At 66.1% G+C, this 15,529-nt stretch carries 12 protein-coding genes and 1 tRNA gene; 6 read left to right on the top strand and 7 right to left on the bottom strand.

The window, feature by feature from the left end:
* The first annotated feature begins 262 nt into the window (after nt 1–262).
* The 4 genes from KW836_RS24055 to KW836_RS24040 all read left to right on the top strand — a co-directional run bounded on the left by KW836_RS24055 (nt 263) and on the right by KW836_RS24040 (nt 5,137).
* The gene (locus KW836_RS24055; protein ID WP_218344977.1) at nt 263–1,030 is read left to right on the top strand and encodes a crotonase/enoyl-CoA hydratase family protein; all 768 of its coding nucleotides are present in this window, start codon (nt 263–265) and stop codon (nt 1,028–1,030) included.
* Nucleotides 1,031–1,105: 75 nt separating this feature from the next.
* Entirely contained in the window at nt 1,106–2,629 is a 1,524-nt protein-coding gene (locus KW836_RS24050) for a fumarate hydratase (RefSeq protein WP_105237456.1), read from the top strand.
* Between the two features lie 111 nt (nt 2,630–2,740).
* A tRNA-Trp gene (locus KW836_RS24045) sits at nt 2,741–2,812 on the top strand.
* A 27-nt stretch (nt 2,813–2,839) separates the two neighbouring features.
* A complete protein-coding gene (locus KW836_RS24040; RefSeq protein WP_218344976.1) occupies nt 2,840–5,137 on the top strand; it encodes a hypothetical protein in 2,298 nt (765 codons plus the stop codon).
* 59 nt (nt 5,138–5,196) lie between these two features.
* On the opposite strand, the gene KW836_RS24035 is transcribed toward KW836_RS24040, so the two are convergent.
* The 3 genes from KW836_RS24035 to KW836_RS24025 are packed head-to-tail and all read right to left on the bottom strand — an operon-like array spanning nt 5,197 to nt 8,195.
* Nucleotides 5,197–6,414, bottom strand: a complete 1,218-nt coding sequence (locus KW836_RS24035) for a CaiB/BaiF CoA-transferase family protein (protein WP_218344975.1) — start codon at nt 6,412–6,414, stop codon at nt 5,197–5,199.
* Nucleotides 6,411–7,271 carry a MaoC/PaaZ C-terminal domain-containing protein gene (locus KW836_RS24030; RefSeq protein WP_175123289.1) on the bottom strand — a complete coding sequence of 287 codons (861 nt, stop codon included), beginning with the start codon at nt 7,269–7,271 and terminating at the stop codon, nt 6,411–6,413. The genes KW836_RS24035 and KW836_RS24030 overlap by 4 nt, the downstream gene beginning before the upstream one ends.
* A gap of 9 nt (nt 7,272–7,280) precedes the next feature.
* Nucleotides 7,281–8,195 carry an SDR family NAD(P)-dependent oxidoreductase gene (locus KW836_RS24025; RefSeq protein WP_175138867.1) on the bottom strand — a complete coding sequence of 305 codons (915 nt, stop codon included), beginning with the start codon at nt 8,193–8,195 and terminating at the stop codon, nt 7,281–7,283.
* Between the two features lie 152 nt (nt 8,196–8,347).
* Here KW836_RS24025 and KW836_RS24020 point away from each other — a divergent pair, with 152 nt between their 5' ends.
* The gene (locus tag KW836_RS24020; RefSeq protein ID WP_218344974.1) at nt 8,348–9,247 is read left to right on the top strand and encodes a LysR family transcriptional regulator; all 900 of its coding nucleotides are present in this window, start codon (nt 8,348–8,350) and stop codon (nt 9,245–9,247) included.
* A 319-nt stretch (nt 9,248–9,566) separates the two neighbouring features.
* Nucleotides 9,567–10,589 (top strand): tripartite tricarboxylate transporter substrate binding protein, encoded by a 1,023-nt coding sequence (locus KW836_RS24015; RefSeq protein ID WP_218344973.1) that lies wholly within the window; start codon nt 9,567–9,569, stop codon nt 10,587–10,589.
* Nucleotides 10,590–10,708: 119 nt separating this feature from the next.
* Here KW836_RS24015 and KW836_RS24010 read toward each other — a convergent pair whose 3' ends face one another.
* From KW836_RS24010 to KW836_RS23995, 4 genes are all read right to left on the bottom strand, one after another.
* Entirely contained in the window at nt 10,709–11,380 is a 672-nt protein-coding gene (locus tag KW836_RS24010) for a lysozyme inhibitor LprI family protein (RefSeq protein WP_218344972.1), read from the bottom strand.
* A 597-nt stretch (nt 11,381–11,977) separates the two neighbouring features.
* Nucleotides 11,978–12,943, bottom strand: a complete 966-nt coding sequence (locus KW836_RS24005) for a nitronate monooxygenase family protein (protein ID WP_218344971.1) — start codon at nt 12,941–12,943, stop codon at nt 11,978–11,980.
* Nucleotides 12,944–12,962: 19 nt separating this feature from the next.
* Entirely contained in the window at nt 12,963–13,937 is a 975-nt protein-coding gene (locus KW836_RS24000; protein ID WP_218344970.1) for a tripartite tricarboxylate transporter substrate binding protein, read from the bottom strand.
* A gap of 57 nt (nt 13,938–13,994) precedes the next feature.
* Complete coding sequence (locus KW836_RS23995) at nt 13,995–15,512, bottom strand: class I adenylate-forming enzyme family protein (protein WP_218344969.1); 1,518 nt, start codon at nt 15,510–15,512, stop codon at nt 13,995–13,997.
* Nucleotides 15,513–15,529: the final 17 nt, after the last annotated feature.

The following is a 15,529-nucleotide window of genomic DNA, read 5'->3' as shown; positions in this document are numbered from 1 at the left end:
CTTGGAATTCGGCCGCCGGGCAAAAACTGCCCTGCGCGTGGGAAACCCGGCATTTTAACTGGCCTGCGGCCGCAGCGGTCCCCGGTGGGGCCGTACCCGTTACATCTGAGGCTGAGGGTGTCCTCGAATGTGCCCCTGGTGGGCACGCGCCGGCCTTTGCCTGCACCCGCAAACCAATGGTCGTATGATTCCGGGTTGAGCCTGAGTCTTATATAAAACCCGGAACCCGATTCCGAGAAATTCGCGAAAAAGGAGCAGTCCCATGTCTGACCTGATCACGGTGGAAGTCACCGACGGCATCCAGATCATCACGATCAACCGTCCCGAGGCCAAGAACGCCATCAACCTGGAAACCGCCGTGGCCATGGCCGCCGCGCTGGACCAGCTGGACAGCCGTGACGACGTGCGCATCGGCATCCTGACGGGTGGCGGCGGCACGTTCTCGTCGGGCATGGACCTGAAGGCATTCGCCGCGTCCGGCCAGCGTCCTTACGTCGAAGGCCGCGGTTTTGCCGGCCTGAACGAACGCCCGCCCAAGAAGCCGCTGATCGCCGCCGTCGAGGGCTACGCCCTGGCAGGCGGTTGCGAAATGGCGCTGGCTTCCGACCTGATCGTGGCCGCCAGCAACGCCAAGTTCGGCCTGCCCGAGGTCAAGCGCGGCTTGGTGGCCGGCGCCGGCGGCCTCCTGCGCCTGCCGCGCCGCCTGCCGTACCACATCGCCATGGAAGTCATCCTGACCGGCGAAATGCTGAGCGCCGAACGCGCCCACGCCTTTGGCCTGGTCAACCGCCTGACCGAGCCGGGCGGCGCCCTGGCCGGCGCGCTGGAACTGGCCCGCGCCATCGTCGAGAACGGCCCGCTGGCTGTCCAGACCGCCAAGAGCATCGTCGCGCAAGGCGGCGACTGGGACCAGGACGGCATGTTCGACCGCCAGCGCCCGCTCATCGCGCACATCTTCACGTCGGCCGACGCGAAGGAAGGCGCCACCGCCTTCGCCGAGAAGCGCAAGCCGGTGTGGCAAGGCAAATAGGGCGTCCAATACTTTTACCTCGCGGCCGCTAGCCGGCCGCGTTTCACGTTTCCCCCTCCAGACCTGCAAATCGCCATGTCCGTCATCATTAAAGAAGAAGACTTGATCCAGTCGATAGCCGATGGCATCCAGTTCATCAGCTATTACCACCCCGTCGATTACATCCGCCACCTGGCGCGCGCCTACGAGCGCGAGGAAAGCCCGGCCGCGCGCGATGCGATGGCGCAGATCCTGACCAACTCGCGCATGTGCGCCGAGGGCAAGCGTCCGCTGTGCCAGGACACCGGCATCGTCAACGTCTTCCTGAAGATCGGCATGAGCGTGCGCTTTGACACCAAGCGCACCCTGCAGGAGCTCTGTGACGAAGGCGTGCGCCGCGGCTATCTGAATCCGGACAATCCGCTGCGCGCCTCCGTGCTGGACGACCCGCTCTTCGCGCGCAAGAACACGCGCGACAACACGCCCTGTATCCTGCACGTCGAGCTTGTTCAGGGTGACAAGGTTGACGTGCAGATCGCCTCGAAGGGTGGCGGTTCCGAGAACAAGACCAAGTTCGCCATGCTGAACCCCAGCGATTCGCTGGTGGACTGGGTGCTCAAGACCGTTCCGTCGATGGGCGCCGGCTGGTGCCCGCCCGGCATGCTGGGCATCGGCGTTGGCGGCACGGCCGAAAAGGCCATGCTGATGGCCAAGCAGTCGCTGATGGAAGACATCGACATGTATGAGCTGCTGGCCCGCGGCCCGCAGAACAAGCTGGAAGAGCTGCGCATCGAGCTCTACGAAAAGGTCAACGCGCTGGGCATCGGCGCCCAGGGCCTGGGCGGCCTGACCACCGTGCTGGACGTCAAGATCAGCACCTTCCCGACCCACGCGGCCTCCAAGCCCGTCGCCATGATCCCGAACTGCGCGGCCACGCGCCACGCGCACTTCGAGCTGGACGGCTCGGGCCCCGCGCGCCTGGATCCGCCGTCGCTGTCCGAATGGCCCGAAGTGCACTGGGCGCCGGACTACAACAAGTCCAAGCAGGTCGACCTGAACACGCTGACCAAGGAAGAAGTCGCCAGCTGGAAGCCGGGCCAGACCCTGCTGCTGTCGGGCAAGATGCTCACCGGCCGCGACGCCGCGCACAAGCGCATCCAGGACATGCTGGCCAAGGGCGAACCGCTGCCCGTGGACTTCACCAACCGCGTCATCTACTACGTGGGTCCGGTGGATCCGGTGGGCGATGAAGTGGTCGGCCCGGCAGGCCCCACCACCGCCACGCGCATGGACAAGTTCACGGACATGATGCTCGAGAAGACGGGCCTGATCTCGATGATCGGCAAGTCCGAGCGCGGCCCCGTCGCGATCGAGGCCATCAAGAAGCACGGCTCGGCCTACCTGATGGCCGTCGGCGGCGCTGCCTACCTGGTGTCCAAGGCGATCCGCGGCGCCAAGGTGCTGGGCTTTGCGGACCTGGGCATGGAAGCCATCTATGAGTTCGACGTGAAGGACATGCCGGTGACGGTGGCGGTCGACGCTCAGGGCACCTCGGTCCACACGACCGGCCCGAAGGAATGGCAGGCCAAGATCGGCAAGATCCCGGTTGCCGTTGCCTGAACGCCTTGACTGCATGAAGTCCGAATTGGCCGCTGACATCAGCGGCCAATTTTTTTGACGGATTTTTTGCCGGGTGCGCGGCGCAATCGATGTATATACTCCGTCCGTCGTTCCGGGATAGTTCAGCGGCAGAACATTCGGCTCCAGTCCGGATAGGCGCTGGTTCGAATCCAGCTCCCGGATCCCTTCCTCTTTTCCAAGCGACGCAGCATGGATGACGCGCCGGATGCGCACGGGGCGGGTGGCGGCTATGCCGCGGCCATGCTCGCCAAAGCCTTCCTGACCCTCGAGACCCACCCGGACCCCGCCGTGCGCGAGCGCGCTGCCGTGCGCGTTGAACGCTGGCGCCAGGTTCTGGCGCATGCGCTGGACGGTTCGGCCAGCTATGGTTCCGCCACGCCGCTGCCCGGCATTCCCGACTGGGTGACGCTGGACGTCGCCACCGGCGGCTTTGCCACGGGGGATCTGCTCGCCGGCGGACCCCTGACGCCCTACGAGCGCGAATTGGCGGCGACGCTTTCCGGCATCACGCCGGGCAGCGAACGGCGCGATCTCAATGCCTGGTTTCTCAGCGAGGCCGGCGTCGCGCAGCTGCAAGACCGCCTGGCGCGTGGCGACTATCGCATCGAGGTGCCGGAAGAAGCCGCGCTGGCCGTGGTGGCGTGGCTGTTGGGTCAAGGGCTTGGCGACGCCGCGCGGGAACTGGTCGCGGTGGTGGCGCCGTTCTTCGACCGGCTGCGATTCTTCCCCGCGCCGGGACCGTCCGATGAGGCGTCGGGCGCCGACATCCATGTCAGCACGGCGGGCGACGTTGCCGCCCGACTGTCGACCCTTCCGGCGCAGCCGCGCATCGCGGCGCAGCGCGTGGCCGTTCAGAACCTGCTGCCCGTTTACGATCGCACCGTCGCGCTGTTCCTTGAAACGGTCGAAGACGATTGGCCGTGCCGGCGTTATCCGCAGGATTGGCGTCAACGCGCGCAGGCGCTGACGAACGAGATCAATGCCGCCCAGGACAGCGGCCAGGTGCCGGCCGGCACGTCGCGCAGACATCGCCACAAACGCGAGCTCTTCGGCCTGCTGGCCCAATGCGCGCAGGACGCTGCCAGCCTGACCGGCAGGCAGGTCGGCCGCATACGCCGCATCGTCCGCGATTTCGTGGCCGCGCATGGCGAGCCCGGGTCCGCGGAGCACGAGGCCCTGCGCCAACGTCAGCGCGAGGATGTTTCCGCAGTGGGATTCCATGAGATCGCGCGCGTGGTGGCCGCTCGCTTGCGGAATCATCCGCCGACGGCCGGCGTGCGCGACCTGGCCCCGGTGCTGGCGCCGATGAGTGCGACCGAAGCCGCAACGCTCCAATTGCCGCCGGGCGTGCAGGTGCCGGCGCCCATCGCGCGGCGCGCGCAGCGCTGCCAGAGCGGCACGCTGGCCGACCTGGTGACGCGGGAACTGATCACCTCATCGGACTTCCTGGCGACGCTGACGCCGCAGATCACGTCGGGCCTGCAAAGCGGCGGCTTCGACGATGCCGCATTGCGCACGCTCTACAGCGCTTGTTATCGCGCGTTCCGCCGGCGCCGATCGCTACTCCTGGTCAATCTTGAACGGCAGGCCTCGTTCGACCGGTTGCCCTGGATCGCGTCCCTGGAGAACCTGCGGCATCCCGCGCGGCAGGATGCCGACGCGGCGCGCGCCGCGCTGACGGAAATCGCGGAACTCGCGCTGGCGTCATTTCCGCATGCGCCCGTGCCGAACAAGCTGCTGCAGGAACTGCATGCGCTTGCCGAGCGCGCGCAATGGTCGCTGCCGCTGGTGGATGAGGTGGCGGCGGACATCTTCATGGGGCGATTCGGACGCAAGTTCCAGGAGGCGGCGCAATGCGCGGCGGCGCTGCTCGGCGACTGTCTGTACACCCGCTATTTCGACATCGACGCCCGCCAGGTGCTGGCGTTGCCGTTGCCGCGCAAATCACGTGACCAGGACGCCGGCGCCGATGCGTTTGACCGGCTTTGCATCACGCGCGCCGGCGTACAGCCAGGATTCGGCCAGGTGGGCGCCAACGGCATGGTGATCGAGCAGCAGCAGATCCTGACGACGCAGAATCTTGCCGTGCTGGTGAAGGGCGCAGGGCTGGATGACAGGCTGCGTGACCAGTACGGCCGCATGGCGATGGCCGGTTTCGAATGGATCTGCGCGCGCCATCAGATGAAGATCCACGATTGGCATGCGTGTGTGCGGATGACCCGCAACACCGCCTACGCCTGGCGGCAGGTGCTGTTCTTTCTGTCGATGCTGCCGCAGGGGGCGCAGGCCGCGACGATCGCCGCCATGGATGCGCATTTCCGGGCGCAGAGCAGGGCGTTTCGCGATCGCTTCGAACCCGTGATTCGCGGCCTGCACGTGGCGGCAGGCGGCCAGCGGCTGCCGCAGCATGACGCCGGCCCGCAAGGCGCGCGCGTGTTTCGAGGCTGGTTCAACACGCGCCACTGGCTGCTCGACGGCATGCACTGAGCCGCGCGGCGATGCCCGGGGTGACGCTGCAGCGTGCTGCCGCGCCTTCCCCCCCCGGCTTACTTCCGAAACGCCGCAATCGCCTCCGCCGACTTGCCCAGCACGTCGCGCAGCACTTCCTCGGTATGCTCGCCCAGCATCGGTGGCGCGCGGCGGTACACGATGGGAGAATCCGAAAACCGCAGCGGACTGGCCGTCACGGGCGCCACGCCGCCCGCCGGATGCGGCATGTCGCGACGCAGCTGCCGCGCCTGCGCCTGCGGGTGCGCAAACGCCTGAGCGATGTCGTTGATCGGCCCGCATGGCACACCCACTGCTTCCAGCTTGGCAATCCAGTCATCACGCCGGCCTTCGCGCATGATGTCCGTCAGGATGCCGATCAGCTCCACGCGGTTGGTGACGCGCAGCCGGTTCGTGGCAAAGCGCGGATCGTCGCCCAGTTCCGGCACACCGATGGCGCGGCAGTAGGCGCGGTACTGCGATTCGTTGCCCGTGGCGACGATCAGGTGGCCGTCGCTGGCCGCAAACACCTGATAGGGCACCACATTCTGATGCGCGTTGCCGGCGCGCGTGGGCGCCACGCCCGAGTTGAAGTAGTTGGAGTTCTGGTTCGCCAGCAGGGCCACGTGGCTATCCAGCAGCGCAATGTCCAGATGCTGGCCCTGACCGCTGCGATGACGCTCCTGCAGGGCCGCCAGCACCGCTACGGTGGCGTACATGCCGGTCACGATGTCGGTGACCGCCACGCCCGCCTTCTGCGGCCCGCCGCCCGGCAGGTCGTCGCGCTCGCCCGTGATGCTCATCAGCCCGCCCATGCCCTGGATCATGAAGTCGTAGCCGGGCCGCTGCGCAAACGGACCATCCTGGCCGAAGCCGGTGACCGAGCAATAGATGAGGCGCGGGTTGATGGCTTTCAGGCTTTCATAATCCAGCCCGTACTTGGCCAGTCCGCCCACCTTGAAGTTCTCGACCAGAATGTCGCTGACCGCCGCCAGTTCGCGAATCAGCGCCGCGCCTTCGGGCGTGGCCATGTCGGCTTCGACCGAGCGCTTGTTGCGGTTGGCGCTAAGGTAATACGCCGATTCGTTGGTGTCCTGGCCGTCCCCGTCCTTTAAGAAGGGCGGTCCCCAAGCGCGGGTGTCGTCGCCGACGCGCGGGCGTTCGATCTTAATGACGTCGGCGCCCAGGTCGGCCAGGTTCTGCGTGCACCACGGGCCGGCCAGGATGCGCGACAGGTCCAGCACGCGGATGCCGTCAAGCGGAGGCGGGCGCGTCATGATTGCACCGTCGCGGTGCCGTGGCTCATGACCACGATGCCGCGCTCTTTCGCGCGCGCAATGAAGCGGATCTGGCCATCCGGCATGCGCCACATGTCGCACTGCAGCGTCTCGCCCGGATAGACGGGCGCCGAGAACCGCGTATTCAGGCTGGTGAGCCGCGCCGCGTCGTAGTCGCAGAAGGTCTTGACGATGGCATGCGCCGCCACGCCGTACGAGCACAAGCCGTGCAGGATGGGCCGGGGATAACCCGCCTGGCGCGCGACTTCCGGGTCCGCGTGCAGCGGATTGCGGTCGGCGTTCAAGCGATACAGCAGCGCGGCGCTGGACGGAATGCGCAGCTCGCAGCGCAATTCCGGGTCGCCATCGGGCGCGGCGGGCAGGGCTTCGGGGCTGGCATCGCCGTCGCCGAATCCGCCATCCCCGCGGCAGAACGTGCTGGAGCGCAGCGTGGCCAGGCATTGGCCGTCTTCGTCGTGCAGCGTGCGTTCGCTGACGATGATGGCGCCCTTGTCCGCACCCTTGTCGATCACGTGCGTGTTGCGCGTTTTGCCGGTGACGACGCCCGACACCGGCAGCGGCGCGTGCAACGTCAGCCGCTGCTCGCCATGCACCACTTTCACCCAGTCCACCGTCGAGCGCGGGTCGCTCACCCAGAACCCCGGGTAGCCGAGGATCACGCTCATCGTCGGGAACGCGCGCAGGTCCTTTTCGTACACGTAGCGCAGTTGTCCCGCATCTTCCGGATCCTGTCCCAGGCCGATGCCCAGCGCATACAGCATCGTGTCCTTCTGTTCATAACGCTGACGCACATCGTCAAAGCGCCAGTCCTTCACGGTTGCATAGTCCAACGGCATGTGGCGGCCTCAGATGGGATCCCAATCGATCACGTCGGGCGAACGCTCCAACGCGTAGAAGTGCTTGCGCATCGCGGGCGCGGCGATCTCGGCGATGCGCTCCGGCGTCCAGCCTTCGCTGTGATGCACCGTGCGCAGCGGGCGGGGCTGGCTCATCAGCATGATCTCGTTCGCGCGCACGGCAAAGATCTGCGCCGTGATCTCGCTGGCCGCGTCGCTGGCCAGAAACACGGCCATCGGCGCCACCTTGCCGGCCTCCATCTTTTTCAGCTTCTCGACGCGCGCCTTTTCTTCGTCGGTCTCCGCCGGAATGGAGCTCGTCATGCGGCTCCAGGCAAACGGCGCGATGCAGTTGGACCGCACGTTGTAGCGCGCCATGTCCAGCGCAATCGACTTGGACAATGCGACGATGCCCAGTTTGGCGGCTGCATAGTTGGCCTGTCCAAAATTGCCGATCAAGCCCGAGGTGGACGTCATGTGCACGAAGGCGCCCGATTCCTGTTCACGAAAGTAGGGCGCCGCCGCGCGGCTCATGTAGAACGAGCCGTTCAGGTGCACGTCGATCACCTGCCGCCATTCCTCTTCGCTCATCTTGTGGAAAACCCGGTCGCGCAGGTTGCCCGCGTTGTTGATCACGGCGTCCACCCGACCGAATGCATCGATCGCCGTCTGCACGACGCGGCTGGCGCTGTCGTACGCCGCCACGCTGTCGGTGTTGGCGACGGCTTGGCCACCCGCCTCCACGATTTCCTTCACGACCGCCTGCGCGGGGCCGTCCGCGCCGCCTTCGCCCGTGAGCGACACGCCGATGTCGTTCACCACGACCTTCGCGCCCGCCTCGGCCATTGCCAGCGCCACGCTGCGGCCGATGCCACCGCCCGCGCCCGTCACGATCACCACCTTTCCGGATACCAAGCCGCTCATTGCTTCTGACTCCTGTGCTGCGGCGCGCACGCCGTCTGTGGAAAACAGTTCCGCATCAACCCGTCTGGTTCATGGGCATGGCCTCATGGTAGATTCGACCCGGCATTCGAAGAATTCAAAATTAGAAATGCCCCCCTTCTGCGTGGTGGAACATGAGACATGATCTGACGGACCTGCGTTTGTTCTTGAACGTGGGCGAAACACTCAATCTGACCCGTGCTGCGGAACGCACTTTCCTGTCCTTGCCTGCGGCAAGCGCGCGGGTCAAGCACATGGAAGAGGCATTCAAGGCCCGTCTGCTGGTGCGCATGGCCACCGGCGTCGCGCTCACGCCCGCCGGCGAAGTGCTGCTCAAGCACGCCAATGCCGTCTTCCGCCAGCTTGAATGCCTGAATGCCGATCTGCAGCCCTACGCCAGCGGCCTGAAGGGACGGCTGCGCCTGCTGGCCAATACCACCGCCACCAATTCCTTCCTGGCCGATGCGCTGTCCACGTTTCTCGCTGAGAACCCGGACGTCGACGTCGAGCTCGAGGAAAAAATCTCCGGCGACATCGTCATCGCGATCCGCGCGGGCGCCGGCGACCTGGGCCTTGTCGCCGGCAACATCGACGTCGAGGGCCTGGACGTCACGCCGCTGTTCCGCGACGAACTCACCGTAGTCACGTCGCTGGACCATCCGCTGGCCGCGCAGAAGTCCGCGCATTTCGCCGATCTTGTGGACGCCTACCAGTTCGTCGGCATCCACCCGGACAGCGCGATCCAGACCTTCCTCGAAGACATCGCCAGCGGCCTGGGCAAGCGCATCTGCCAACGCGTCCACGTAGGCAGCTTCGAAGCCGTGTGCCGCATGGTCGAGGCCGGCGCAGGCATCGCCGTCGTGCCGCGCGCGTGCGCGGCGCGCTACAGCCGCCCTGATTTCCTGCACGTGTTGAAACTGGATGACCCCTGGGCGCTGCGAGATCGCCTGCTGTGCCGCCAGCGCGGCCGCGACCTGCCCAGTTTTGCCGAGTGCTTCATCGGCCACGTGCAACGCGCCGCACGCGGGCAGTAGGGGGGCTGCGACAGACAGGACGCTTGCAGCCCCAATCGCGCCTGCAACAGATAAGGCGTCCGCCACCCATGGCAGCCCGCGTCGTCGTCGTGCGCTTGCGACGCTGAAACGCCCGCGGTCAATCACCTGAATGCACCGGGTCGGGGTTTGTCCTGATCAGAATGTCCTAGCCCGTGTGCCGTAGCCCGGCCTCACCGCGAGATCGCCGGGCGTGCAGTCCGTCTTTCCGGCAGCGCGAAAGAGGGGCTTTTGCAAATACGTAGCGGCGTCGATCCGCATTCGGCAAATAATAAAAAACAGCGGCGGGCGGCAGCACGCGATGTCCAGCCGTGACCAGAACAAAACTCAGGAGACTGCCGTGATTCATCAAGACCGCCGCCGCGTCCTCGCGGGGCTGGGCGCAGCCTGCGCCGCCGCCATGCTTCCATCCTGGGCCCGCGCCGCCACCTGGCCGGGCCACGCCGTCACCTTCATCGTTCCCTTTCCCGCCGGCGGCCCCGTCGACACCACCGCACGCTTCACCACGCAGCCCCTTGGCCAACTCTGGTCCGTGCCCACCGTCGTCGACAACAAGTCAGGCGCCGGCGGCATCGTCGGCGCCCAGTTCGCCGCGAAAGCAGAGCCCGACGGCTACAACTTCTTCTTCGCCTCCATCCACCACGCAGTCCTTCCCAGCCTGCGCAACAACCTCAGCTACGACATCACCACCGACTTCGTGCCAGTAGGCATGGCCGCGGTATTCCCCATCGTCCTCGTCGTCAACGCAGCGCTGCCCGTCAACACCGTCAGCGAACTCATCGCCTACGCCAAACATAACCCCGGCAAACTGTCCTTCAGTTCCTCCGGCACCGGCGGCGGCACGCACCTGGCCGGCGAACTCTTCAACGCCATGGCCGGCGTGCGCATCCAGCACGTCCCATACCGCGGCAGCGCACCCGCCATGCAAGACCTGCTCGGCGGCCAGGTGCAAGTCATGTTCGCCGACGGCCCCTCCGCCGTCCCCCACCTCAAAGGCGGCAAGATCCGCGCCCTGGGCGTCGGCAACCCCACACGATCCAGCATGGTCCCCGACATCCCCACCATCGCCGAATCCGGCCTGCCCGGCTACGAGGCCTACTCGTGGAGCGGCGTCATGGCGCCTAAAGGCACCCCGCCCGACATCGTCAAGCGCATCAACGCGGACATGGTGAAGGTCCTGTCGAACGACAGCACCGCAAAGGCAATGATCGCCGCCGGCGCGGAACCCAAGCCGGGCTCGCCCGAGGAATTCGGCAAATTCGTGCGCGACGAAATCGCAAAGTGGCGCGACCTGATCAAGACCGCGAACATCAAGCTGGAGTGATCCGGTCGGAATCGTGAAAATCAGCATGAACCGGGCTGGTCGGCACTGCCGACATCACCCGAGGAGTGACCTGATGCGCGCGATTGCGCATCAGGTCACTCGCGCAACCGCGGTGGTGATCAGCGCACTGCGAACCAGTTGCCAGACAAACTGCCGTTCATGCCACAAAACGGCGGCCCAAAGCCCTCATTCTTCACACCGGCAGCCGGCGTCTCAACCGTCACCAGCACCGCACCGCGGCGCTTGAGCGTCAGCGACCACGGCGGTCCATCCTGATAGATCACCGTCAGCGTGTCGCCCGACACAATGCCCCGGCCGCTCAAATCGCAAACCCAGTTCCCGCTATACGGCCGCGCCGAATTCGCCGCCACCAGAAACTCGCCACGCGAATTCTGCGTAACCTCGATCTCGCCCTCGATGTTCCTCCACTTGCCGACAAATCCGTCGGCCGGCTTGGGATTGATCGCTTTCAGAAACTCCAAGCGATATCGCATGGTGTCGGTAAGCGCCTGGAAAGGCGTGCTCTGCACGTAGGGCTCTGCATACGCTCTGTCGCGCACGCCCAGAAAGTACTTCTGATCGGCAACCAACGCCTTGGCCGCCTCGGCATCCAGTTGATCGCGCACGGCTTTGTATTGCTGCGCAATGGCAGCATCCTGATCCCCCAACCGCGAATTGCCGCAAAGAGACTTCTCAACCGGCGTGGAAGCCTTGGCGCAATTGAACGAGGGCGCGGCCACAGCGCTGCCAGCCATCGCCAGCGAAGCCGAAAGGACCAGATATCGAATCATGGTGTGAAGCTCTCCAGAGGATGTACAAGTCCGGCCGCCAACCGGCGCCGCATGACCGCGCAGTTTACCGGTGTTGCCGTCATCTCGGAGAGGGTGTCTGACACCCTGCGAGGACTATCGTGATGCCGGGGGTGTGCCTCAAGGGTGTCAGACACCTGCTACACCAGCGCACATCGCGAGCAAAAACACACCCAGAGTACGAACCCGCCACCGCAAGCGCGAAGCGCCATCCCCGAACGCAAGACACCGCGTAAGCGCCCGGAGGCCGCCCGCGCGGCCAACCGGCCGCGGGCCCCGCAAGACGCTCAAAACCCGCGCAAGCGCAGCCAAGAACCTCAAGAACTCAACCCGTCAAAGCGCCCGCCAAGCTGAAGCCACCCGAGCCCGGTGTGGCGTCGGCCTGGGGCGCGCGGGGCGTGTAGATGCGCCCGAGGGAATCGGAAGGCAGTCGCCGAAGGCGACAACGACGATGACGACGGGGCAGTCCGGAGCGAAGGCTCCGGACCGCAATCGTAGCCCCGCGCGCCCCAGGCCGACGCCGCGCCGGGCGTCAAAAGAACCAACTCAGCCCGACGAACCGCCGGGCGTCAAAAGAACTCAAACCGTTCGCGACACAGCACCAATAGCCCCCAGATACTCCCCCTCCAACTGCGCCACCAGATCAGCAACCCCCAACACCTCCTGCACAGCCCCCACCCCCTGCCCAGCACTCCAAACATCCTTCCAAGCCTTAGGCCGCGAACTCTTATCCATATTCGGAGGCGGCGTCACCCCATTGCTGCCCAACACAACCGGATCCAACCCCGCCGCCAAAATACTGGCCGACAAATAATTCGCCGGCACCCCGGAAAAGTAAGCCGTATAAGTCACATCCCCCGCCTGCGCAGCCAGCACCATCTCCCGATAAGCATCCCCCGCCAACGACTCCCGGGTAGCAATAAACCGAGTCCCCATATAAGCAAAATCGCACCCAAGCACCTGCGCAGCCAAAATATCCTTCCCATGGCTGATGCACCCCGACAACGCCAACGGCCCGTCATAAAACGCCCGTATCTCATTCACCAGCGCAATCGGATTCATCTGCCCCGCATGTCCGCCAGCCCCTGCGGCAACCAGGATCAACCCGTCAACCCCCGCATCCAGCGCCCGCTTCGCATGCCGCACGTTCGTCACATCGTGATAGACCACCCCCCCATAGGCATGCGCCGCCTTCACGACAGCCTCCGGCGCATGCAGAGAAGTAATCAGCAACGGCACCCGCCGTTCCGCACAAATCGCCAAGTCGCCTTGCCACCGCGGATTGCTCGGATGCACGATCAGGTTCACTCCATAAGGCGCCACCTTCTCCCCAGGCGCCGCGAGACGCCGCGCCGCCAGTCCATCTTCGATCCGCGTGATCCACTCGTGCAACTGCTCCTGCGGCCGCGCGTTCAACGACGGAAACGTCCCGATGATCCCCGCCGCGCACTGCGCGACCACCAGTTGCGGCCCCGACACCAGAAACATCGGGGCGCCAATCACAGGCAGGCGGATCTGGTCTCGCAATGCGGACGGGGAATTCATCGTGATGCTCCGGGGAAAATCAATTGGCCTGAATGTTCGCGGTCTGGATCACGTCCGACCACAACGCGTACTCGCGGTCGATCCGCGCCTGCAGCGCCTTCGAATCGCCCGCGTTGATCGTGTACCCGCCTTCCGTCATCGCCTGGCGGAAAGCCGGATCCTTCGACACCTCCGACAGCGCCTGTGTCAGCCGCGCCGTCACCGCATCAGGCAGCTTCTTCGGCCCCACCAGGGCATACCAGCCCACCACCTCGTAATCCTTGATTCCGGCTTCCATCATCGTCGGCACGTCCGGCAGCTCCGGATTGCGCGTCTTCGACGTCACCGCCAGCGCGCGCGCCTTGCCGCTTTTCACGAATGGAATCGCCGTGCTCGTGATGTCGAACATGAACGTCACCTTCCCGCTCACCACGTCCATCATCGCCGGTGAATTCCCCCGATACGGCACGTGCAGCATCGACGCCTGGCTCTGCTTCTTCAGCAATTCAGCCGAAAGATGATTCGACGCCCCGATCCCCGCCGACCCGAACGACACCGCCTCCGGATGCTCCCGCGCATAGGTGACGAGTTCGCCCACATTCTTCGCTGGAATCTGCGGCCCGATCAGCAGCACGTTCGCGTAATCCACCACCAGGCCGATCAGCGAAAAGTCCTTGCGGGGGTCAAACAGCGTGCTGCGCTGGACCAGCGGCGACATCGTCAGCGTCGGGCTGGCGGCAAAGCCCAGCATGTAGCCGTCCGGCGTCGCCTTGGCGGTCGCGTCCGTCGCGATCATGCCGCTCGCGCCCGCCCGGTTCTCCACCACCACGGTCTGTCCCAGCTTGTCGCCGAGATACTTCGCAAAGACACGCGCCGTCGTGTCCACCGGGCCGCCCGGCGCGTAGCCCACCAGCAGGCGGATGGGACGGTCGGGATACGTCTGCGCGGCCGCGGTTTGCGCGCCAGCCAGCGCGGCCACGGCCGAGGCCGCGGCGATCAGGGTCTTGATGTTCACGCTCTTGTCTCCTTGTGCATAGGTGGCCGGTCGTCAGAGCGGAACAGCTGTCCGCGCCTACGCCAGCCTTTCTTTCAGCGGCTGCTTCAGGATCTTGCCGCTGACGGTGGTGGGAATCGTCTCGATGGGAATGATCCGCGCCGGCCGCTTGTACGGCGCAAGCTGGGCGCGCAGGTGCAGCATCAGCAGATTCGTGTCGATCGTCGCGCCCGGCAGCGGCTCGACGAAAGCGATGACCTCTTCGTTGTGATCTTCGGTGTCGCGTCCCACCACGGCCGACAGCCGCACACCGGGAAACGCGTTGATCACCGACTCGACCTCGATCGGGTACACGTTGAAGCCCGACCGGATGATCAGGTCCTTCGACCGCCCCGAGATGAACAGCGCGCCGCTGGCGTCGACAAAGCCGATGTCGCCCGTGTTGAGCCAGCCGCCCGGCAGCAGCGCCTGCGCTGTCTGTTCCGGGTTGCGGTAATACCCCAGCATCACGCCCGGACCGCGGATCAGCAGGTCGCCGCGCGTGCCCGGCGCAGTCGCCGCGTCCGGGCTGCCGATACGCAGTTCCACGCCGTCCACCGCATGCCCCGCCGAGCAATCGTCCCGCGGCGAATCGATGTCCGTGATGAACATCGATCCCGCGTACTCCGTGATGCCGTAGCCGTGGTGCATCGGCACGCCGAAGTAGCGTTCGGCGTCGCGCTTCTGTGTCGGATCCAGCGCCGCGCCGCCCGTGTACAGGTAGCGCAAGGCCGGCGCGCGCAGTTCCGCGCGGGGCGGCGCCACCGCCATCAGGCGGCTGAACATCGTCGGCACGCCCTGCAGGATGCTGACGCCGGGATGCGCCAGCGCCTTGAACACGTCTTCCGGATCGAAGCGGCTGCGCAACACCAGGCTGGCCCCTGCGTGCAGCGTGGCCATCAACACGGTCGCGATGCCAAAGATGTGCGACATCGGCAGCGCCGCGTAACCGATATCGTGCGGCGTCAGCCGGCGTGACGCCGCCGACACCCGCGCAAAGTGGATCAGCCCGCGATGCGGCACCATCACGCCCTTGGGCGCGCCAGTGGTGCCTGACGTGTAGATCACCGTAGCGACCTCGCCGGCCAGCTCGCCGGTTTCAGCGTGCGTCGGCTCGGCCGCGCGCGCGGCAGCGACGCCCGGTCCCCAGACGGCCGCGTCCGCGTCGACCGCGCCCGCCGCGGCGGCATGCGCGGCAGCCGCCGCCGACACGCCGCTCGTGAACAGCACCAGCTCGGGCTGCGCGTGCTGGCGGATGTTGTCGATCTCGCGGCCGGACAGGCGCGCGTTCACGCCCACGGGCCAAGCGCCTGCCACGCCGCACCCGAACAGCGCCGCCAGCATCGCCGTGCAGTTCTCGCCCACCATCATCACGCGATGGCCGGGCTGCACGCCCTGGCCGCGCAGCCATTGCGCCGTGTCCTGCACCCGCTGCCACAACTGGGCGTAGGTCACCGTGCCGCCGCCTTCCTCGTACAGGCAGATGGCGTCGGGCTGCCGGCGCGCCTGCAGCGCCAGGATGTCGTGGATGCGGGGGATGGGTTCTGCGTGAGACATGGGTTGATACGTCAGGA

Origin of the sequence: Achromobacter sp. ACM05, from assembly GCF_019218915.1 — a bacterium.
Lineage (GTDB): Bacteria > Pseudomonadota > Gammaproteobacteria > Burkholderiales > Burkholderiaceae_B > Achromobacter > Achromobacter animicus.
This window is presented reverse-complemented; position numbering and strand designations above follow the sequence as displayed.